The organism is Streptomyces sp. NPDC045846 (assembly GCF_056431605.1).
On sequence record NZ_JBWKKJ010000003.1, the window covers coordinates 621,623 to 642,076 of the forward strand.

Genomic DNA, 20,454 nt, shown 5'->3' on the forward strand with positions numbered 1-20,454 from the left:
GGTTTACCAGTCGCGGCCCCGTGTGCGCGAGAGGCGCTCCCGGCCCAACCGTGGGTTCACCACGTGTGGGCCGAACCCATGGAGCGCCGCCACCCCGTGGGGCCTCCGCCGCGCCGGCCGGTGGCTCAGAGGGTCAGCCGGGTCGTCTCGCTGCTCGGCCTGGGCGACGGAACCGCACGCTCCCCGCGTGCGCGCAGCGGGGTGGGCCGGACGCCGCCGCTGCGAGCGACCGAGGTGACGAGCTCCCGGAGCTGCTCCACATAGCGGTGGATGTTCTTGTGGGCAATTGCCGTGTCCGGGTAGCGGATGGCCAGGTGCAGCCCCCCGTGCAGGCGGGTGAACCAGGCACAGACCTGGTCCCCGTAGGACACCCTGAGCATGGCGTACGCCTTCTGCTCGGCCCACTGCCGGGCCCCCGGGATGTCCCGCGCGTCGACGAACGACACGATCGAGTAGAGATCGGGGGACGTCGGGCGGAAGTCCGAGCCGAGCAGGCGCAGCACGCGGGCGATCGGCAGATGGGCGAGGGACTTGTTGGCCCGCAGCGCACCGTGGACCATCGTGAGGGCGTCGTCGAAGCCCAGGGCCCCCGCCACCGGGATCTCGATCGGGGCACCGCCGACGTACCAGCCCACCGACTCCGCCCAGCGGGACTTGGCCCTGGTGTGGAGGGGCACCACGGTGCGGTAGACGGGTTCGCCGCCGATGTCGTGGACGATGAGGCTGGTGGCCGCGAGGATGCCCACCTGGCCACCGCCGAAGGGCCGGCAGTACGCCGAGAACGCGGCGGCGTCCGCGTCGTCCACCAGCATTTCGTACAGGAGCTTCTGCTCCGGCAGCCTGCCGCCGGGTTCGAGACCCAGGTCCACCGGAAAGGCGGGCAGCCTGCCGTCGCAGCGGGTGATGAACTCCCGCCAGCGCGCCACGATCGCGTGCGTGTCGTCGACCTGGTCCGCACTGGCACGCTCGATCTCGCAGAAGTCGACGTAGCTGCCGACCGGCGCCGCCTCCTCGCTCAGCCCCGCGATCCGCGCGGAGTAGAGCGCGTGGATCTCGGAGGGGATGCGCTGGATCGAGTACGCGTCGACGTTGCTGTGGTCGAACGCCATGTACACACTGGTGGATTCATCCCTGACCACCGCCGTGTACAGGAAGTTCGGCCAGCCGAGCGCATCCGCCGCCACATCGAAACGGTCCTGGAGATGGTGGCTCAGCTCCTCCCCGTCCGTGAAGTCGCCCACGACGTCCCGGCGCAGTGCCACGTCGTCGGGCCCGGCCGTGAACCGGCGCATCTCGTCGCCGACCCAGCGAAAGCCGCTGCGCAGCGTCTCGTGCCGCAGTGTCCAGGTGCGCAGGGCCTCTTCCAGGGCGTCGAGGTCGACGGGCCCGGAAATGTCGAACGCGGCGCCGAGCCAGGTCGGCACGAACAGGCCGTCCCGGCGCACCGAACGGGCCGTCCGGATATGTGATTCCTGCACGTAGGCGGGAGGCCGGGAGTCATCGGGCTGGCTCGTGGCGGCCTCGACCATGGCGGGGTCCAGACTCCACTCGACCAGTCGTCCGGGACGGACCTCGCAGCCGTGAATGTCGGTAATTCGCACGGGAGTCTTCCCTTCACAAACCGGCGGGGAGCACGGGCGGGCAGCAGGTCGAGGGAGCCGGATGCCCCGCGAGGACGCGCCCGCGCGGGCCAATCCTCCGGGCCGCCGCCGGGGAGTCGGCCGGGCAGGGGAAGCGGCCCGGGCGGGGAGGTTCTGCCGCGTGTTCCCGGGGCCGTTTCCGGGGCGGGCGTGCGGCCGTGAACCAGCTCAGGGCCGTTCCGTCGCAGCGGACGCTCATAACGCCGCCTCCCAACCCCTTGGTCAGCACGTGGAGTTCGCCCCCTTCACGTAGCCGGTCCCGCTTTGCGGCGTGGCCAACTCCCGGGGCGGGGAGATCCGTTCGCGGATCCGGCCGGCGTGGGATGGCGGCAGCGGCGTACCGCGGCTCAGGAAATACGGTCATGCGGTGACCAACGCGGGATGAGCGCCCTCGGGCACGCAAATCCACCCCATCGAGTCGCGTGCGCCACCCCGCGCGCCATCACGCCCCGGACTCACCGCGCCGCTCCACGTCGCCGCAGTCCCTTCCTGGCGGCGAACTGACCCCGTCTCCAGGCGTCTTGCTCCCCTCGACCGCGGCGGGGCGGGAGGAGGAGGGAGTCAGCCGGTCTTCGGCACCGTCGGCGTCGTGGGCGTCGTCGGCTTGGCCTGTGCCACGTCGCTCTTGACCATGGAGGCGATCTCCTTCAGCATCGCCTCCACCTCCTTCTTGATGTTGGCGACGTCCGCGTCGACTTCCTTCTTCGTATCCGCGATGTCCTTCTTCTCGTCCGCGATGAGCTGGTTGACCTCCTTCATCATCTCGGCGAGCTCGGTCTTGAGGTCGTCGGCACCGACCCGCCCGTCCGGCGGCGCGGGCGGCGCCACCGGGGCGGACGCGGTGGGCGGCTGGGCGGCGGCGAAGGCAGGGGCTGCGGTACTGGCGGCGAGAGCACCGCACAGGGCGATCGCGGCGACGGTGGCACAACGGCGCATGAACGCTCCTCATCAAATGGACGGCATGGAGGTCAACCCACTCTTGATCCACTCTTCGGCACCCTCGGCGGGACGGCCAGCCGACCTTGCCGAACGAGTGAGCCAGGAGCCAGCCCACACGTGGGGGCGCCCCATGGGGGCCCGCTCTGTGTGGGGCCGCCCCATGTGCCGCGCACCCTGTGGGAGAGGATCGGCCCATGGGTGAACAGGTGGAGCGGGTCGACGAGCACGATCGCGTCCTGGGCGTCGTCGAGCGCGGCGAGGCGGTGCGGCAGGGGTGGCTGTACCGGATGGCCATGGTGGTGTGCCGCGATGCGAACGGCCGCTATCTGGTGCACCGGCGTCCCGAGCACAGCGCGCGGTTCCCCGGCGAGTACAGCTGGCTCGTGGCCGGTGCGGTGAACGTGGGCGAGTCCTACGAGGACGCGGCACGCCGGGAACTGCGTGAGGAGCTGGGGGTGGCGGCCGAGGTGCGGCCGCTCTTCACGTTCCTGTGCGACGGCGAGCTCAGCCCGTACTGGTTCGCGGTGTACGAGGCCGTGGTGGCGGAGGCGGAGGTCGTGCCGGACGCGACCGAAGTCGCCTGGCACGGCTGGCTGACCGAAGACGAGCTCGGAGCGGCGATGGCGGGCTGGACGTTCGTCTCGGACAGCCGGGACGCCTACGGCCGCTACCTCGCCCTGACCCGCTGAAAGGGCCGGGAGCTCTGGACCATCCAGAACTCCCGGCCCTCCCGACAACCAGGGCCTTGCCCGGCCCTCCCCGCGGCGCCAGGAGCGTGCCGCCCCTCCCCGGCCCCCGCCGAGCGTCCTCAGTGTCTGCGGTCCTTCAGCTCCCTGGGGCCTCCGGTGTCAGGGACGGTTCACCCGGCCCGCCACCGCGTGACCGATCAGCAGGTAGACGACCGCGGGCAGGCCATAGTTGACCACCGTGCGCCACGCGTCGGACCTGATGTTGAACATGTCGCGCGACCAGCCCGAGAGCCAGTCCGCCGCGTTCCGGACCCACGACACGAGGTCGTTGGCCGTGTTGGCGTTCATGAGGAAGAAGGCGATCCACAGGATCAGGATCAGTGCCGTCACGTCCGCGATGATGAGGATGCCGGTCGCCGCGGGATTGCCGCCATAGCGCCTGGACATGTCCAACTCCTTGCCTCTACTGGTGGGTTGAGTCTCTGGACCGCAGAACCGTCGTGGGGTGCGGGGCCGCGCCCGTCCGAAGCCGGGGAGTGTCGGGGGTCATAGGCTGAGCAGACGCTCTGCGAGGCGCCGGTACTCACGCAGGGCCATGCGCAGGTCCTCCGTGCCCGTCCCGCCGGACGCGTCCTTCCAGGACGAACGCAGGGTGCCGCGCCGCCGTTCGAGGGTCTCCACGATCTGCTCGGCGAGGGCGTCGACCGCCGAGGCGGCCTCCTTCACGGCGGAGCGAGGATCGTCCACGAAGCCGCCGACCGCCTGCTGGATCCTGAGCTGCAACTTCTCCCGGTCCTGCGGCGCCAGCACCCTGTCGGCCTCCGCGTCGCCGTCGGGCCCCGCCTCCCGTGTGGGCCGACCGGAGTCGGGCCGGTCCGAGGCGAACGCGTCGGACGCACCCTGACCCGCGGCGGGCCGCTCGGCCAGGGGCCGGACGGGCACGCCCTGGTCCGGTACACGCCCTTCGGACCCGGGACGACCCGTCATGGGCCGGTCGGTCATGGGCTGCTCCGTCGTGGGCTGCTGGGCTGCGGGCCGCTCGACCAGGGGCTGGTCGGGTACGGGCTGCCCGGGCTGGGGTCGCTCGGCCTGGGTCATGACTGACTCCCTCGCGCGATGTCGCTGTGCCGCAGGCCGCCGCGGGACGCGTGCCGGCCGCTTCGGGGCGTGGTGCCCCCGGACTTGCCACCCCGACGTTCCCCGGTCAGAACCGCGAAGAACTCGTGGGCCTGCACGAGGGTTTCGCGCAGCTCTTCCGTGCTGGGCTCACGCCCGTTCGCGCCGTGCGCCACGCCACGGATCCGGCGGTAGCCGTCGAGGTGCTGGGGATGGTGCACCGAGAGGGCGGCCAGCTGCTCCTCCGCGGAGCCGTCCGGGAAGCCGCGCTCCTGCGCGAGCCGGCCGAGCAGTGCCTCGGCGTGGGCGACCGCGCGGGTGGGCGAATCGACGAACTCCTCCTGGACGCGGGCCCATTGGACGGCGTAGCGACTGCGGGCCTCGGGCGTCGGAGGCTCGACCTTCAGGTTGCCGTACCGCCGGACCCGCTCGTCGAGGTCCTTCTCGGCGGCTTTGACGTCGCCGTCGTGCTGGGCGACGGTCCGGTCGTACTCCGGCCCGAACCGGCGGCGCAGACCGCTGCCCCGGCGCGCGAGGAACGTTCCGAGAACCGCCGCCACGACGACGATCACCGCGACGGCTATGAGGATGATGAGGACACCACTGGACATGGCCTGCCTTCCCGTCGGTGGACGGCCCGCACCACGGGCCGTCCTGGTGCGAGTAGGCGCGAGGAGGCCGGATAAACGCGGTATTCGGCAAGCGGCTTTCCCCACGGGACCGCGGCGGCGTTCACCCCATCGGGTCACGCGATTTTCCACCAGGGCCCGGTGCGGAGAGGCTGTGAGGGTCATCCCTCACATACAGGAGGAAACCGTGCGTATTCGCACCGCTCTCGTCGCAAGCGTCCTGGCCGCCACCGCCGTGATAGGCAGCGCCGGAGCCGCTGCCGCGGACCCGGAGCCGCCGACCGGCGTGGCCAAGGACTCCCCCGGGGTCGTGTCCGGCAATGTGATCCAGATTCCCGTCGACATCCCGGTCAACGTGTGCGGCGACACCATCGACATCATCGGCCTACTCAACCCGGCCTCCAACAACACCTGCCACTCGAGCTGATCCCCGCCTCCGCCACACCACGTCGCCCCGGAGCCGCGGTCTGGTTCCGGGGCGGTCGGGCGTCCTCAGCCGCGCTTCCCTGCCGTGGCTGACCTAGCCGAGGAGCAACGCCGCGTCCCAGCCGAGCGGTTCGGGGCCCATCGCGAGGCCCGCAGGTCCCTCGACGTAGGTGTGGAGAGCCAACGCCGTCCCGGCCTCCCCCTCCAGAAACCCCGCCCCACCCGACGGCTCGCGGCTCACCAACTGCCCTGCCAGGTAGGGCAGTTGATCGGCCATCTGCGGGTCCTCCAGCTCGTACGCCATGCGTGCGGCGATGTGCAACAGGCCCCCGGCGTCATGGCAGAGTCCCCGCCCCTCCAGGGCCCGGGAGCCGACCGGCCGGGCGAGTGTCGCGCGCAGTGAGCGGGCGGCCCATTCCTGCCACCCCCGCTCGTTCAGCGCGCGTCCCGCCAGGAACAGGGCGCGCGCGACGCCGGGTGCGCCGTAGCACCAGGCGTCTCGCGTCGGCGGGTTCCGGGGACGCTCGCCGCTGAGCTCGTCCTCGGCCCGTACGGTCAGGGGCCAGTACGTTCCATGGGCGTCCTCGTGCGCCCACCCGATCAGCCACCCGGCGAACCGTCCGATCGCCTCCTCCTGGCCCCGCACGCGTACGCCCTGCTCGTATGCGACGGCGAGAAGGGCGAGGGGGCCCGGAATGCCGTGCGCCAGGCCCAAGTTGAGGTGCCCCTTGGGGAAGTCCGGGCTCGTCCCCCGCGGCCCGGGGGCGTCCGCCGTCCACCAGCCGGGCAGGGTGCCGTGTGCGGTGGCGGCCGGTCCGGCGAGGTCAACCAAGGCCTCCAGGCACTCCCTCGCCGCGGGGCCGTGCGGATCGAGCGCGAGGAGCAGCCGGGCGAGGCCCGACACGCCCGAGACCGTGTCGTACAGGTGCGGCGGTACGCCGGTGCCCGCGGCCCGCCCGGCGCGCAGGGCATGTGCGCGGAGCAGGGCGGACCCGGCGACGCGGGGCGTGACTGCGTCCACCAGCGAGCGGGGGGCGTCGGGTCCGGTCGCGGCGTGGCGGGCGGCGAAGGCCACGGCCGCCGCCCCGCCGTACAGCCCGGAGGCCCGCAGTCCGCCGGCGGGGCGGAGCGCGGCGGCGAGGTGGGCGTGGGCGGCCGCCCGGGCCTCGGTGTCCCCGTCTGCGGCGAGGGCGGTGAAGAGCAGGGCGATGCCCGGGTGCCCGAAGGCGAGCGAGTCGACCCGCTCGGTGCGGAGCGCGTCCGGGGCGCGCAGCCGCGCGGCCAGCGAGTCGAGGACCTCCCGCGCCCGCTCTCTGGAGAGCGCCTCGGCCTCGACGGTCACGAGCGCCCCGGGCGCGGGCGCCGTACGCCTCGAAGACGCGCCTGGCCAGGGCATGGGCTCGGCGTCGACCGGCCCGCACCGACCGGTTCCTCCTGAAGGAGCACGTACCCCACGGTACGTGCTTGCGGGAACAAACCCCTTTGCCGACAGGCGAGTTGGAGGCGGCGGCTGATGCGCGGGCAGCTGGGGCGCGTCCGGCACCGGGGCGGTCAGCGTATCGAGCAGGGGGCGTTCCCTGCGTACGGCACCGGGCGGCCGGGCGCGCCCTCCGCGTCCAGGGTGTCGACGACGACACTCGGAAGATCATCGACCCTCGGCGGTCCTGTTGCGGTGAATCATTGACCTCAAGCTCGGTCGAGGTCGTACGTTCCTCGCATGAGTATGGAAGCCACCGCGTGGACGCAGCTCCACAACGTCATGACCGCCCAGCAGGAACGACGCCCCTTCAACCGGGCCACCCTGCGCCGCATCGGCGCGTTCGCCCGTCCGCACCGGCGTCGCATCGCCCTCTTCTTGGTCCTGAGCGTCGCGACGGCGCTGCTCGCGGTGGCCACGCCGCTCCTGGCGGGCCGGGTCGTGGACGCGATCGTCGGCGGCAAGCAGGGCGGCACCGTGACGCGGCTCGCCCTGCTCATCGCCGCGATCGCCCTGGCCGAGGCGGCGCTCGGCATCGTGAGCCGGTGGCTGTCCTCGACACTGGGCGAGGGGCTGATCCTCGACCTGCGGACCGCCGTCTTCGACCACGTCCAGCGGATGCCGGTCGCGTTCTTCACACGGACGCGCACCGGCGCGCTCGTGAGCCGCCTCAACAACGACGTCATCGGCGCCCAGCGCGCCTTCAGCAACACGCTGTCCGGTGTGGTCAGCAATCTGGTCACCCTGCTGCTCACCCTCGCCGTGATGCTGAGCATCTCCTGGCAGATCACGCTGCTCGCGCTCGTCCTGCTGCCGGTGTTCGTGCTGCCCGCGCGCCGCATGGGCACCAGAATGGCGCGGCTCCAGCGGGAGGCAGCCGAGCACAACGCCGCGATGGGCACCCGGATGACGGAGCGGTTCTCGGCGCCGGGCGCGACCCTGATCAAGCTGTTCGGGCGGCCCGCCGATGAGTCGGCCGAGTTCGCCGCGCGGGCGGGCCGGGTGCGCGACATCGGCGTCCGTACGGCGATGGCGCAGTCCGCGTTCATCACGGCCCTCACCCTCGTATCGGCCCTCGCGCTCGCCCTCGTCTACGGGCTCGGCGGCTACTTCGCACTGCACGGCACCCTCGAAGCGGGCGCGGTCGTCTCGCTGGCCCTGCTCCTGACCCGGCTGTACGCGCCGCTCACCTCGCTGGCCGGGGCGCGGGTGGAGGTGATGAGCGCGCTGGTCAGCTTCGAGCGGGTCTTCGAGGTGCTCGACCTCAAGCCCCTCATCGCGGAGAAGCCCGAGGCCCGTGCGGTCCCCGCGGGTCCGGTGTCCGTGGAGTTCCACGACGTGCGCTTCGGCTACCCGTCCGCCGACAAGGTCTCGCTCGCCTCGCTCGAAGAGGTCTCCAGCCTGGACACCCGGGGCGGCACCGAGGTGTTGCACGGGGTGTCCTTCCGGGCCGAGCCGGGACAGATGGTGGCACTGGTCGGCTCGTCGGGCGCGGGCAAGTCGACGGTCGCCCAGCTGCTGCCTCGGCTGTACGACGCCGACGAGGGCACGGTGCGTCTCGGCGGCATCGACGTACGGGACCTGACCGCCGACTCGATCCGGGACACGATCGGCATGGTCACCCAGGACGGGCACCTCTTCCACGAGTCGGTCCGCGCCAATCTGTTGCTGGCCCGGCCGGACGCCGACGAGGAGCAACTGTGGGAGGCGCTGCGCCGGGCCCGTCTCGACGGTCTGGTGGCCTCGCTGCCCGACGGGCTCGACACCGTGGTCGGTGAACGCGGCTACCGGCTGTCCGGCGGCGAGCGCCAGCGGCTGACCATCGCCCGCCTGCTGCTGGCCCGCCAGCGTGTCGTCATCCTCGACGAGGCCACCGCCCACCTCGACAACACGTCCGAGGCCGCGGTCCAGGAGGCCCTGGGTGAGGCGCTGGAGGGACGCACCGCGGTGGTGATCGCCCACCGGCTCTCCACGGTGCGCTCCGCCGATCTGATCCTGGTCGTGGAGGACGGCCGCATCGTGGAACGCGGCACGCACGACGAACTCCTCCAACTCGGCGGCCGCTACGAGGAGTTGTACCGCACCCAGTTCGAACGCCCCGGCGGCGCACCCGCCCTCGGCTGACCGCGCGAGCGGACCGGCGGCGGTCGGCCGTCGCGGCGGTGGCGGTAGGCCGTCTCGTCGGCGACAGCCGGGTCGGTCAGGCGTGGCGGCCGGCTCGGGTGGGCGGCCCGAGGAGCCGGTCGACATCGGTGACGGCGCCCAGCGCACCGCGCAGGGCGCCCACCGACATGGCGTGCAGCTCGGCCCGGGAGAGCGTCTCGTTGGTCAGCCAGTCCACGCACAGCGCGCGGACGAACACCAGCCAGCCGGTGAGCGCGGCCGAGACGGTGTCCCGGGCCCGGCCCTCCAGACCGGTCGCGTCGAGCACGCGCCGGCTCAGCTCGGCCAGCTCGTCGTTGATGATGGCCTGGATCACCGGGTCTCCGGCGAGCACCCGGTTCGCGGCCAGCACGGTGTGCCTGTTCGCGGCGAAGTAGTCGAAGTGGACATCGAGCCCCGCGGACAGCTGGTCGTACAGCGACCGCGCCGGGTCGATCGGCGTTCCGTCCAGGAGCCGGTCGGAGGCCTGCTGGTAGATGGCGGCGAACAGCGCGCCCTTGTTGGGGAAGTAGCGGTAGAGCAACGCCCTGGAGACACCGGCCCGTTCGGCGACGTCCTCCATGAGCACGTCGTCATAGGGCTTCGCCGCGAAGAGGCGGGCTCCGGTGTCGACCAGCTCCCTGCGGCGCTCTTCGGGGCTCAGCCTGCGGCGCACGGTCACGGCGCCCAGGTTACTTGACGCGTGTCTACCAACGAACCTATGGTCGCCTTAGTAGACACTTGCCTAGTAAGGCGGAGGGGGACCACACCGTGGCCAGGCTCCTGAAGTGGCTTTCCTGGACGATGGGCATCGCCGATGTGCTGATCGGCGCCGTCCATCTCGTCATCGGCATGGACTCCGTTCCGCGCGCGGGCTCGCCCAATCCGACCGTCGACAGCCTGATGCGCTTCTTCGCCGCCATCTTCCTCGGCTACGGACTGGCCTGGATCTGGGTGGCACGGCAGTCGCCGATCCCGGCGCGGGCGGTGCGTCTGCTCGCGGGGATCTTCTTCCTCGGCGGTGCCTCCAGGCTCGTGTCGTGGGCCGCTCTCGGCCGCCCGGACTGGTTCCAGCTGGTCCTGATGGGCATCGAACTCGCTCTGCCCCCGCTCTACTTCTGGCTCGCGCCCGCCGACGAACGCGCGGCCGCGGCCCGCGGCCGCACGGCCGGGGAGTCGGCTCGCACCGCGGCCCGCCCCGCGCCGTAGCGAACGACACGGCGCCGGCGCGCCAGACCGGACCGGAGGGCATCCGGGTCCGCGATCGGGGCCGATTACGCCACATTCCGTACGCGGACGAAAGCTTGGCGATCACGAGGCAACGGATCGCGCCGGATCCCTGTCTAGTTCGGTGCGCACCCCTGAGTCGGTGCGGCTGGACGCGTCCGCCGGGGCGGCGTCCGGAACGACCAATTGCAGAGAGTGTTCTTGATCCATGGGGCTGACAAGTACCACCGTTCTGGCCTTGGCCGTGCTCTGCACGGTGCTGCTGTCCCTCGTCGTCGTATGGCAGTGGCCGCGGCTGGCGAAGCAGGGGTGGCGGCAGGTTGTCGGGCGGGTGGGCCTGATGTGCGCGGTACAGCTGCTGCTCTTCTCCGCCGTGGGTCTCGCGGCCAACAAGACGTTCCTCTTCTACGGCTCGTGGGCGGATCTGTTCGGCCAGCAGGACGGCGTGGGCGTCCTCGACGCGAAGGCGGTGGCCAGCCCGGGCGTGAAGATCGCCGGTAAGCAGAAGGTCGACGTTCCCGGCGCCGGGAAGCCCAGCATCGGCGGCGAGGTGCAGAGCGTCTCGATCCAGGGCGCGCGCTCCCGGATAGCCACCCCGGCGTACGTCTATCTGCCGCCGGAGTACTTCCAGAAGGGGTTCGAGAAGAAGTCCTTCCCGGTCACCGTGGTGCTGACGGGCTTCCCCGGCACGGCCGAGAACCTCATCAAGGGGCTGCACTACCCGAAGACGGCGTGGACGCTGTCCAAGGAGAAGAAGACCCAGCCGATGATCCTGGTGATGATGCGGCCCACCGTGGCGCCGCCGCGCAACACCCAGTGCATCGACATCCCCGGCGGTCCTCAGACGGAGACGTTCTTCGCGGACGACGTGCGCAAGGCCATCGCGGGCACGTACCGCGTCGGCACGAAGGCGCGGAACTGGGGGTTCATCGGCGACTCGACGGGCGGCTACTGCGCGCTGAAGATCGCTCTGGAGCACCCGGAGGCGTACGCGGCGGGGATCGGCCTCTCCGCGGACTACAAGCCGGACGTGGACATGGACTCGGGCGACCTCTTCCACGGCAACAAGCACCAGGAGAAGCGCGCCGACCTCCTGTGGGCCCTCGACCACCTGCCCCAGGGCAACTCCTCGTTCCTGGTCACCACGTCGCAGCAGGGTGAGAGCAACCTGGAGGAGACCAAGAAGTTCATCGCCAAGGTCAAGAAGCCCGCACAGGTCTCCTCGATCACGCTCGACTCCGGCGGCCACAACTTCAACACGTGGCTCCGGGAGATTCCGCCGTCCCTGGAGTGGCTGAGCGCCCGGCTCAACGCGAACTGACCCGGACCGGCCCCGCCCACCGGGAAAAATCGCCTGCCCCTCGCAGTCAAGTCACCTATCGTCAACGTGATTTCCGGCCGCCACCCTGGTGCGGCCGGAACGGACGACGACGTGGAGGACGATTGTGCGCTACCGCGAGCTGGGACGCAGCGGGCTGTCCGTGTCCGAGATCGGCTACGGCGCGTGGGGCATCGGGGCGTCCAGCTGGGTGGGTGCCACCGAGGACGATTCCGTACGCGCCCTGCACCGGGCCATCGACCTGGGGGTGAACTTCATCGACACCGCCCGCGGCTACGGCGAGAGCGAGCGGATCGTCGGCCGGGTGGTGCGCGAGCGCTCCGCCGGCTCGGGCGAGGAGGTGCTCGTCGCCACCAAGGTGCCCCCGGAGAACGGCATATGGCCGCCGCGCGAGGGCACCGACGTGGCGCAGGTGTTCTCCGGCGCCCATATCCGCGCCAGCCTGGAGACCAGTCTGCGCGCGAGCGGCCTCGACCACTTCGACGTCCTGCAGTTCCACGTGTGGAACGACGAGTGGGTGGGCCGGGGCGACTGGCTGGAGACCATCGCCGAGCTGAAGCGCGAGGGCACGATCCGCCTGTTCGGCGTGTCCGTCAATGACCACCGGCCCGACAGCGCCCTGGCTCTGGTGCGCAGCGGCGTCGTGGACAGCGTGCAGGTCATCTACAACATCTTCGACCAGTCTCCCGACGACGCGCTGTTCCCGGCCTGCCGCGAGCACGGGGTGGGAGTCATCGTGCGGGTGGCCCTCGACGAGGGCGGCCTCACCGGCCGGATCACCGCCGACACGAAGTTCCCCGAGGGCGACTGGCGCAACCGGTACTTCAGGGGCGACCGCCCGGCCCAGGTCGAGCGGCGGGTCGCCGCGCTCGTCGAGGACCTCGGCATCGCCCAGGACGAGATCGCCGAGACCGCCCTGCGTTTCGTCCTGAGCTCCCCGGCGGTGTCCACCGTCATTCCGGGCATGCGCAGCCTGCGCAACGTGGAGCGCAACACGGCCCTCAGCGACGGCCGCGCGCTGACCGCCGACCAGCTGGCCGTGCTGGCCAAGCACCGGTGGCAGCGCAACTTCTACGCCTGAGCCCCGGTCCGGCGGCTCGTGGCCCCGGGCGGGGAGCGGTACGGATACCGCTTTCCCGCCCGGGGCCCTACGGAGCGGACTGCGCCCGGGTCAGACCAGGTCTACGTGGTACTGGCCCGCCTTGAAGTCGGCGAACAGCGTGTACTCGACCTCGGTGCTGGCCGCCGGGTCCTCGCCGAGGTCCTTCTCGACGGGCTCCAGGTCGACCAGGGCGTACTCGCTGTAGCCCTCGAAGTCTCCGGGGCCGTCCGCGACGGCGATGTGGATGGGGGTGTCGTCGGGCAGGCCGGTGAGAGCTTCTCGCAAGCGGCCCGCGGTCCATACCTGCGGGGCGTGGTGGAAAGTGTCCGTCATGGGCGGAGAGTAGCCGCGCCTGAGGCCCACCCGGCGCTCCCCCGCCAACGGAACCACAACAGCAGTCGCTTGGCCTACGCGGCCGGACGGATCTGCCGCGCCCGGGCGGTCGCACGGGCCCGGGCACACGGCCTTGATCATGTCCCGCCGTCCCGCGTGATCACGTCCGCTTGATCTGCACCCGCTTGATGTTCACGGGCAGCGTCGGGTACCCGTCGCCGGGGCCGTTCTGGTCGTCCTCGCCGCCGGCCGCGATCTTCTGCAGGACGTCGAGCCCGGAGGTGACCCTGCCGAACGGCGTGTAGGCGGGCGAGAGCTTGGTGTCCTTCCAGACGAAGAAGAACTGACTGCCGTTGGTGTTCGGTCCCGCATTGGCCATCGCCACCGTCCCGGCCGGGTAGGTGGCCCCCGTGAGGTTCTCGTCCGGGAAGGAGTACCCCGGACCGCCGCTGCCCGTGCCCGTCGGGTCGCCGCACTGCAACACGTACAGCCGCGCGGTGGTGAGCCGGTGGCAGTGCGTCCCGTTGAAGTAGTGCTTCTCGGCGAGGAACCGGAAGGAGTTGGTGGTGCACGGCGCCTTGTCGGTCAGCGCCTTGAAGGTGATGGAGCCCTGGCTGGTGCGCAGGGTGGCGTTGAACGAACGGGCGGCCTTGACCGGGTCGAAGTCCGGTATCCCCTTGTAGTTGTCGGCGGGGACGGCCGGGGTGTAGGTGCAGGCCGCGGCCGGTTGCGCCGGGGTGGCGGCGCCTGCCTGCGTTGCCGTGGCGAGCGGGATCAGGACGACTGCGGCAAGCAACGCGCCATTTCTGCGGAGCACTTGAGGGGTTCCTTCCGAAGGGACGGGCGTGACATGGGCGCATCATCCCTTCCCCCTCGTCCGCGCACCATGCGCCCAGGGGGAGGCCGCCCCTCCCGCGTGCCGAACGCACTCGCTCCGGACCCGAGAACGTCCTATCGGCACATCAACTGCCATACACATTCCGGAAGTTATTTGGTCCGGGTGGAACGGATCGCCGCGATCCACTGTCCTACAGGGCGCACATCCCATAAGGGAACGAAAGGGGAACAGCATGTACGTATCTGGCATGCGCAGGATCGTCACCGCAGGCGCCGTGGCGGCCCTCGCCGGATCGGGAATCCTCCTCAGCGCGGGCGGGGCTTCGGCGGCGACGCCGACGCCGCAGCCCGTCAGCGGCTCCGCCCAGCAGGCGCCCGCCGCCACGCCGACGGCCGGGCCCACGGGCAAGGTCGTCGCCAAGGGCGGACTGTGGGTCCACCAGGAGGCGAACACCACCTCCAAGCGGCTCAACCTGCTGCCCCAGGGCACGGTCACCGCACTGGAGTGCAAGAAGGCCGGCCAGAACGTCGACGGCAACAAGATCTGGTACAAGCTCGGCGCGGGCAAGCCCGGTTGGGTCAGCGCCCGTTACGTGCAGAACCTCGCGGCCGTGCCGTACTGCAAGTAGCGAAGCCCCCGGAGCGCCAACGTCCGCCTGACCAACGGCCGTTGGCGCTCCTTTGGCGAGGGATGAGCTCCGGCCACACTCCACCGCCCCCTCTATGTGGCGTCGTCCCGTCAGTGCTAGCCTCGACTTATACGGAACCGTATAGATAGCCGTATGGATAGGGGCCCCGTCATGAGACTCCCCGCAACCGCGCACACCTCAAGGCCGTGGCGGATCCACGAGATCGCGGACGACTTCACTCTTGAGGACGTGTGGGCGCTGCCGACTCCGGGCGGTCCGGACGAACTCGACCGCCTGGTACGCCTGTTCGCGGAAGGCAGGGTGGCGCAGCCCTCTTCCGCCGTGCCGCGCTTCCTCTTCGCCGTCCGGTGGCAGCTCGGGAAGCTGTTCGGCTGGGACAAAGCCGACGCGGGCGTGGGCGGCCGAGTGTCCACGCTGCGCGACCGGCTTCCGGAAGACCTTCTCGCGGGGCCCCAGGGGCCCGCGTTCAAGGGCGGCGACCCCTTCTCCTCCGTCTACCAGACCCACGACGAGTGGGCGGCCGAGCTGGCCAACAAGACGGTGCACGCGGTGCTGCACATCGGCTGGGTCCCCGACGAGTCAGGTGGCTACCGCGGCCAGATGGCCATTCTGGTGAAGCCCAACGGTCGCCTGGGCACCCTGTACATGGCGGGCATCAGGCCCATGCGCCATCTCGGGGTGTACCCCGCGATGATCCGGTCGATCGGCGAACAGTGGCGGGCGAATCCGCCTGCGCCGACGGCCAGTTGACGTACACCCACGGGTTTCGCGCGAGCCGGTGCCGGACCGTCCCGAACGACCTGCTCAGTTCGGCCGGTTGGTGGTGACGAGCCAGGCGCTGCTGCGCAGTCGCACCGCGCCGTCGCTCTCGTGGTCGCGCAGGATGCCCGTCAGCTTGCGGCGAGCGCGCTCCTGAGCCCGCTCGTCGACCTGCCCTAGCAGGTGGCGGCCCGGCCCCGAGTCGAGCATGAAGTCGGCGGCGTCCTCGGCGTCCCGGCCCCACGTCCCGTGCTCCTGCGCCCTCACCACCTCCACCTGCCCGAATCCGGCGGCGGAGAGCAGCGAGCGGACGGCGTCCGGTTCGGACAGGGAGAACATGCCCGGGCCGCCCGGGGCCCCGAAGCCGCCGACCGGCAGGATGTCGCCCAGCTCCATCAGGGCCTGGAACCATTCGTTGCCCCGGGCCTCCGCGGAGCAGACGAACGCCAGTCGCCCGCCGGGCCGCAGGGCGCGGGCGATGTTGGCGAACGCCGCTAGGGGGTCGTCGAAGAACATCACCCCGAACCGGCTGATCGCCACGTCGTGCGTGCCCGGAACGAAGTCGTGGACCTGTGCGTCGGCCTGCACGAAGCTGACGTTGCCGACGCCCTCGCGCCGCGCGGACTCGCGGGCACGGGCCAGCATCGGCGCGGACAGGTCCAGCCCCAACACCGAGCCGTCCGGCACCTGTTGGGCGGCCAGCCGCGTGGTGCGTCCCGCCCCGCACCCGACGTCCAGAACGCGATCGCGGTCCGTGAGCTCCGCGGCGGTGAGCAGCAGGTGGTTGAAGCCGCTGTTCACCGCGTCCCAGCGCTCCTGGTGGCGAGCCCAGTGTTCACCTTCGTACCCGTTCCACGCCTGCGCCTGCGCGGTGTTGACGATGTGCCCCATGGTGATCCGCCCCCTGTTGGATGCGGCGCCCTGAAGCTAGTATGGGCGCTCGCCCAAAGCGTATGGGCGGGCGCCCATACTGACAATCCCCTTGCAGCAGAAGGTGGTTGACAGGCGGCGCGTAGGTAGCCTCGCTTCCGTCCCGCACGTCGACGGCCACGTTCAAGGAGTTGCCCCCATGTCACCGCGCGGAGTTGCCATTCCCGATGTCCGCGAGCGGCTCTTCGACGCCGCGGTACGGGTGCTGTCCCGTGAGGGTCCGGCCGCGCTCACCAGCAGGGCCATCACCAGTGAGGCGGGCTGCGCCAAGGGGATGCTGCACGCGCACTTCGACGGCCTGGACGAGTTCGTGGCCGAGCTGGTCCTTGACCGGTTCGCCCGCTGTGCGCGACAGGCCGCGGAGCTGCCCGGAGAGGCCGGCCGGGCCCATGTGGCCGACAACCTCGGCGGTCTCGCCCTCGCCCTGCTCACTTCGCTCGACCCCACGGTGGCGGGCCTGGCGATGACGCGCCCCGCCACCTCCCTGCGCATTCGCCAGGCCCTGGACGCGGGCGCTCCGGCGTTCGGGGCCATCCAGGATTCGATCGCCGCCTATCTGGACGCCGAGGTCCGCCTCGGCCGTCTCGCGGAGACCACCGACACGGCAACGATCGGCCTCGCCCTGGTCGGCACGCTCCACCACCTGGTGATGACCGGCTGGACGGGCGAGCCGGACCCTCGCGACCAGACTCTGCGACTGGTCGACCTGCTCGTCGGGGGAGCCCTCCGGCAAGGGCACGGGGTCAGAGGATGTTGAGCAGCCGCCCCAGGGTTCCGCCGAGGACGAGGTCGCGCAGCTCGCCGGGCGGAGTGACGCGCTCGACGGTCGCGCGGGCGAGCACGGGGTCGCCATAGGGCGCGTCCGAGCCGAAGAGGGTGCGCTCGGGCAGTTCCTGGACGGCCAGCTTCACGGCGAAGATGACGTTGGCCGTGGAGAGTTCCAGGTACATATTCGGTGTGTCCCGGGCCAGTTCGATGGCGGTCATCCAGTTGAGCCCGCCGAGCTGGCTCACGATCAGCGGCACTCTGGGGTACCGCGCGGCGAGCCCGGCCAGCGTGTGGAGGTCCTCGGCCGTGGTCGGGGCGAAGCCGTGCACGACGACCGGCAGCCCTCCGTGCTCGTGCGCGGCCTCGATGACGGGCGCGAGCCGTGCGGCCTGGCCCGGGGGCGGGGTGAGTTCTCCGATGCCGCGCAGCCGGCGTCCGACGATGTCCCGCTGAACCACCGCCGCGATCTGCTCGGCGGGAAGGTCCGTGCGCACGGACCCGAACCCGATGAACCGCTCCGGGTGCGCGGCCAGAGCGTCGTCCAACTCCTGCCGTGCGACGCGGTGCCCGTTGTCCGGATCTCCCTCGCCGGCCAGCGCCCGGTGCAGGGCGCCCATCTCGTCGCGGAGCGAATCGAGGCCGGTGGCCCGCTCGGGGTGCGGACGGGTGCCGAAGAGCACGGCTCGGTCCACTCCCGCCTCGTCCAGGAGCCGGAGGTGGACGTCCACCGGGTCGTGCACATGGCTGTGGGCGTCGATGATCACTGGGGCCCTCTCGTTCACGGGCCGCGGGAATGCGGCCGCCGGCGCCCACTGTTGCTCCTTGACACTGTTGGAAGGTCAAGTGCGAAAGGGCTAACGCGCGTGCTCATCGGTGAGCTGGCCGAACGGACCGGGACCAGCGAGCGCCTGCTGCGCTACTACGAACGGATGGGCCTGCTCACGCCCCAGCGCCGCCCCAACGGCTACCGGGTCTACGGCGCCGACGCCGAGGAGTCCGTCACGCGGATCCGCGCGCTCCTCGCCGCGGGCCTGCCGACCCGCGTCATCAGGCAGGTGCTCCCCTGTACGACGCCGAGCGCCACGGTGTTGCCATGTCCGGGCGTACTGGCCTCCCTGCGGGGGCAGTTGAGCGCCCTGGACGAGCGGGCGGCCCAGATCGCCTCGGCGAGGGAGATCCTGGTGCGGACCATCACGGCGACCGAGCGGGCATCGGCGGTTTCCGATCCCTCTCCGGTGTCGCCGCCGGAACTCGACGGGGGCCCGGCGGGAGTTCCGTATACGAAGGGCCGAGCTGCCGAGCCCGTCTAGGAACGGACCTCGCGCAGGAACGGACCTCGGGCTGCCCATGGGGAGTGTGCGCACGACCCGTTGGCAGTCGCCCCGGAGTGTGGTGTTTTCGTCGAGCGCTGCCCTCTCTTGTTTCCCTCAAGTTTCCTCCTGGCACCTGTACATACGACTACCCACCAGTAGTGTGTGGCCGCACGGTCGTGGCCGATAAGCACCGTGCCCTCAATTGACCGCATGACCAGGGGGATACCCATGCGCGGGATGAGCCGCCGCCAGTTCGTTTCGAGGATGTCCGCCGTGGCCGCGGGGGCCGCCCTGTGGTCGGCGACGGCGCAGGACCGGGCCCTGGCGGCCACCGCCGCGCGGGCCGTGCGCATCGGCGGCACCACCCTCGAACAGGCGGCGATGCCGATAGGCAACGGCCCGTACAAGCGGCTCGTGGCGGGGCCGGGATGGCCGCTGGTGGTCCGCGGCGAACTGGCCGCCGCCGGATCCGGCCGGGACGACCGACGCACCGGGCTCGCCTCCTTCGTCCAGTTCACCGACCTGCACCTGGCGGACACCGAGTCGCCCGTCCGGTTCGAGTACCTCGCCCAGTACAACGACAGCGCTCACCGCCCCCAGGAGACCCTGACGGTGCGCGGTGCCTCGTCGCTGGTCGAGCGAGTCAACGCCGTGCGCCAGGGCCCGTACACCGGAATGCCGTTCGGCATGGTGATGGCCACCGGCGACAACACCGACAACCATCAACTCATCGAGCTGGACTGGTACTTGACCGTCATGAGCGGCGGTCGGATCACCCCGAGCAGCGGCGACCCCACGCGCTACGAGGGCGTCCAGAACTCCGGCAGCGCGGACTACTGGAACCCTGAATCGTCCTTCCAGGACACCTACAAGGCCAAGGGGCTCCCGCAGATCCCCGGCTTCCTGTCGGGCGCCGGCCGCCCCTTCGACGCGCCGGGGCTCAGCGTGCCCTGGTACACGACCGTGGGAAACCACGACGACAGCATCGAGGGCAGCCTGCCCGACCTGGGTCTCCTCAACGACCTGTACACCGGCGACCGCAAGATCGAGGGCTGCGACGACGCCACCGCGGCGAAGCTCGCGTACGCGCTTCGCCACGACCCGGCCCAGGCGGCCATCCTGCTCGGGAAGCTGCTCGCCAACGGCGGGGCGATCCGCCGGGTCACCCCGGACGAGCGCCGTCGCCCCTTCACCCCGGCCGAGTTCGCCAAGGCCCACCTGAACCCCGCCCACACCGGCGCCGGGCCGGTCGGCCACGGCTTCACGTCGGACGCGGCGAGCAGCGGCCACCTGTACTACACCTTCCCGCTGGCGAGCGGCGTCCTCGGCATCAGCCTGGACACCACCAACCGGGCCGGATTCGCGGACGGTTCACTCGGCACGGCCCAGCTCAACTGGCTGGAATCGGTGCTCAAGTCGCACAGCACCCGCTGGTACGACACCGACGGGCATGTGGTGCGCGGCGGTTCGAGCGACTCGCTCATCGTCCTGTTCAGCCACCACACCAGCGCCACGATGGGCAACCTGCTGCCCGACCCGTACCACCCCTTCGAGGGGCGCCACGACGGCAACGCGCTGGTCTCGCTGCTCCAGCGCTACCCGAACGTGGTGGCCTGGGTGAACGGCCACACCCACGAGAACCGGATCCTCCCGCACGGCCACGCCGTCCCCGAGCGCGCCTTCTGGGAGATCAACACCGCCTCCCACATCGACTACCCGCAGCACGCCCGCATCATCGAGCTGGCCGACAACGGCGACGGAACCCTGTCACTGTTCACCACGCTCATCGAGTCCGCCGCGCCCTACAGGACGGACTTCGCGGACACCTCCGACCGGGGGCTGGCCGCTCTCTACCGCGAGCTGTCCTACAACGACCCGTACGCCACCCCGGCCGTCAAGCTCGGCACCTCCCTCGACCACAACACCGAGCTGCTCCTGGCCCACCCCGGCAAGTGACGGCGCCTCACGCCGCGGCCGCTCGACCGCCCCGCGCCAGGGACGGTCGAGCGGCCGCGTCGTACCGCAGCACCGTGATCCCGGCAGGTGTGCGGCGCACTTCCTGCCCCAGGGGACGCTGTGCGTCGCCGCCCAGTGCGTACCGGGCCAATCGCGCCTCGTTGGCCGTCCGCTGACGGCCG

At 71.1% G+C, this 20,454-nt stretch carries 22 protein-coding genes; 11 read left to right on the plus strand and 11 right to left on the minus strand.

Features of this window, described 5'->3' with window-relative positions:
• Positions 1-125: 125 nt before the first annotated feature.
• A complete protein-coding gene (locus AC07F3_RS11845) occupies positions 126-1,601 on the minus strand; it encodes a condensation domain-containing protein (protein WP_479112917.1) in 1,476 nt (491 codons plus the stop codon).
• Between the two features lie 600 nt (positions 1,602-2,201).
• Positions 2,202-2,576 (minus strand): hypothetical protein, encoded by a 375-nt coding sequence (locus tag AC07F3_RS11850; RefSeq protein ID WP_479112919.1) that lies wholly within the window; start codon positions 2,574-2,576, stop codon positions 2,202-2,204.
• Between the two features lie 197 nt (positions 2,577-2,773).
• Between AC07F3_RS11850 and AC07F3_RS11855 the strand changes: the two genes are divergently transcribed.
• Positions 2,774-3,268, plus strand: a complete 495-nt coding sequence (locus AC07F3_RS11855; protein ID WP_479112921.1) for an NUDIX hydrolase — start codon at positions 2,774-2,776, stop codon at positions 3,266-3,268.
• A gap of 159 nt (positions 3,269-3,427) precedes the next feature.
• Here AC07F3_RS11855 and AC07F3_RS11860 read toward each other — a convergent pair whose 3' ends face one another.
• From AC07F3_RS11860 to AC07F3_RS11870, 3 genes are all read right to left on the minus strand, one after another.
• A complete protein-coding gene (locus tag AC07F3_RS11860) occupies positions 3,428-3,715 on the minus strand; it encodes a hypothetical protein (protein ID WP_479112923.1) in 288 nt (95 codons plus the stop codon).
• A gap of 99 nt (positions 3,716-3,814) precedes the next feature.
• Positions 3,815-4,366, minus strand: a complete 552-nt coding sequence (locus AC07F3_RS11865; RefSeq protein WP_479112925.1) for a hypothetical protein — start codon at positions 4,364-4,366, stop codon at positions 3,815-3,817.
• Positions 4,363-4,995: a hypothetical protein gene (locus tag AC07F3_RS11870; protein ID WP_479112927.1), complete on the minus strand. Its 633-nt coding sequence runs from the start codon at positions 4,993-4,995 to the stop codon at positions 4,363-4,365. The genes AC07F3_RS11865 and AC07F3_RS11870 overlap by 4 nt, the downstream gene beginning before the upstream one ends.
• 205 nt (positions 4,996-5,200) lie before the next feature.
• Here AC07F3_RS11870 and AC07F3_RS11875 point away from each other — a divergent pair, with 205 nt between their 5' ends.
• Positions 5,201-5,440 carry a chaplin gene (locus AC07F3_RS11875; protein WP_479112929.1) on the plus strand — a complete coding sequence of 80 codons (240 nt, stop codon included), beginning with the start codon at positions 5,201-5,203 and terminating at the stop codon, positions 5,438-5,440.
• A gap of 93 nt (positions 5,441-5,533) precedes the next feature.
• Here the strand turns inward: AC07F3_RS11875 and AC07F3_RS11880 are convergent, their stop codons facing one another.
• On the minus strand, positions 5,534-6,781 hold the full coding sequence (locus tag AC07F3_RS11880) for a lanthionine synthetase C family protein (RefSeq protein ID WP_479112931.1): 1,248 nt from the start codon (positions 6,779-6,781) through the stop codon (positions 5,534-5,536).
• A 375-nt stretch (positions 6,782-7,156) separates the two neighbouring features.
• On the opposite strand from AC07F3_RS11880, the gene AC07F3_RS11885 reads away from it, so the two are divergent.
• The gene (locus AC07F3_RS11885) at positions 7,157-9,040 is read left to right on the plus strand and encodes an ABC transporter ATP-binding protein (RefSeq protein ID WP_479112933.1); all 1,884 of its coding nucleotides are present in this window, start codon (positions 7,157-7,159) and stop codon (positions 9,038-9,040) included.
• Positions 9,041-9,116: 76 nt separating this feature from the next.
• Here the strand turns inward: AC07F3_RS11885 and AC07F3_RS11890 are convergent, their stop codons facing one another.
• Positions 9,117-9,740: a TetR/AcrR family transcriptional regulator gene (locus tag AC07F3_RS11890; protein WP_479112935.1), complete on the minus strand. Its 624-nt coding sequence runs from the start codon at positions 9,738-9,740 to the stop codon at positions 9,117-9,119.
• Between the two features lie 89 nt (positions 9,741-9,829).
• Here AC07F3_RS11890 and AC07F3_RS11895 point away from each other — a divergent pair, with 89 nt between their 5' ends.
• The 3 genes from AC07F3_RS11895 to AC07F3_RS11905 all read left to right on the plus strand — a co-directional run bounded on the left by AC07F3_RS11895 (position 9,830) and on the right by AC07F3_RS11905 (position 12,705).
• Complete coding sequence (locus AC07F3_RS11895; protein WP_479112937.1) at positions 9,830-10,267, plus strand: DUF4345 domain-containing protein; 438 nt, start codon at positions 9,830-9,832, stop codon at positions 10,265-10,267.
• A 226-nt stretch (positions 10,268-10,493) separates the two neighbouring features.
• A complete protein-coding gene (locus tag AC07F3_RS11900) occupies positions 10,494-11,606 on the plus strand; it encodes an alpha/beta hydrolase (protein WP_479112939.1) in 1,113 nt (370 codons plus the stop codon).
• Positions 11,607-11,730: 124 nt separating this feature from the next.
• Positions 11,731-12,705 (plus strand): aldo/keto reductase, encoded by a 975-nt coding sequence (locus AC07F3_RS11905; RefSeq protein WP_479112940.1) that lies wholly within the window; start codon positions 11,731-11,733, stop codon positions 12,703-12,705.
• 90 nt (positions 12,706-12,795) lie between these two features.
• Here the strand turns inward: AC07F3_RS11905 and AC07F3_RS11910 are convergent, their stop codons facing one another.
• Both AC07F3_RS11910 and AC07F3_RS11915 read right to left on the minus strand, forming a co-directional pair.
• On the minus strand, positions 12,796-13,059 hold the full coding sequence (locus AC07F3_RS11910) for a DUF6225 family protein (protein WP_479112941.1): 264 nt from the start codon (positions 13,057-13,059) through the stop codon (positions 12,796-12,798).
• A gap of 160 nt (positions 13,060-13,219) precedes the next feature.
• Positions 13,220-13,876, minus strand: coding sequence for a peptidylprolyl isomerase (locus AC07F3_RS11915; protein ID WP_479112943.1), 657 nt, complete (start codon positions 13,874-13,876; stop codon positions 13,220-13,222).
• Positions 13,877-14,129: 253 nt separating this feature from the next.
• Between AC07F3_RS11915 and AC07F3_RS11920 the strand changes: the two genes are divergently transcribed.
• Together AC07F3_RS11920 and AC07F3_RS11925 are read left to right on the plus strand one after the other, a co-directional pair.
• On the plus strand, positions 14,130-14,525 hold the full coding sequence (locus AC07F3_RS11920) for an SH3 domain-containing protein (protein ID WP_479112945.1): 396 nt from the start codon (positions 14,130-14,132) through the stop codon (positions 14,523-14,525).
• A gap of 171 nt (positions 14,526-14,696) precedes the next feature.
• Positions 14,697-15,296 (plus strand): DUF2867 domain-containing protein, encoded by a 600-nt coding sequence (locus AC07F3_RS11925; RefSeq protein WP_479112947.1) that lies wholly within the window; start codon positions 14,697-14,699, stop codon positions 15,294-15,296.
• 54 nt (positions 15,297-15,350) lie between these two features.
• Here AC07F3_RS11925 and AC07F3_RS11930 read toward each other — a convergent pair whose 3' ends face one another.
• The gene (locus AC07F3_RS11930; RefSeq protein ID WP_479112949.1) at positions 15,351-16,196 is read right to left on the minus strand and encodes a class I SAM-dependent methyltransferase; all 846 of its coding nucleotides are present in this window, start codon (positions 16,194-16,196) and stop codon (positions 15,351-15,353) included.
• Between the two features lie 178 nt (positions 16,197-16,374).
• Here AC07F3_RS11930 and AC07F3_RS11935 point away from each other — a divergent pair, with 178 nt between their 5' ends.
• Entirely contained in the window at positions 16,375-16,992 is a 618-nt protein-coding gene (locus tag AC07F3_RS11935; protein ID WP_479112951.1) for a TetR family transcriptional regulator, read from the plus strand.
• Here AC07F3_RS11935 and AC07F3_RS11940 read toward each other — a convergent pair.
• The gene (locus AC07F3_RS11940) at positions 16,979-17,767 is read right to left on the minus strand and encodes an amidohydrolase family protein (protein ID WP_479112953.1); all 789 of its coding nucleotides are present in this window, start codon (positions 17,765-17,767) and stop codon (positions 16,979-16,981) included. The two genes, AC07F3_RS11935 and AC07F3_RS11940, sit on opposite strands and share 14 nt — an antisense overlap.
• Before the next feature lie 99 nt (positions 17,768-17,866).
• On the opposite strand from AC07F3_RS11940, the gene AC07F3_RS11945 reads away from it, so the two are divergent.
• Complete coding sequence (locus AC07F3_RS11945) at positions 17,867-18,313, plus strand: MerR family transcriptional regulator (RefSeq protein WP_479112955.1); 447 nt, start codon at positions 17,867-17,869, stop codon at positions 18,311-18,313.
• Positions 18,314-18,544: 231 nt separating this feature from the next.
• The gene (locus AC07F3_RS11950) at positions 18,545-20,272 is read left to right on the plus strand and encodes a TIGR03767 family metallophosphoesterase (RefSeq protein WP_479113111.1); all 1,728 of its coding nucleotides are present in this window, start codon (positions 18,545-18,547) and stop codon (positions 20,270-20,272) included.
• Positions 20,273-20,454: the final 182 nt, after the last annotated feature.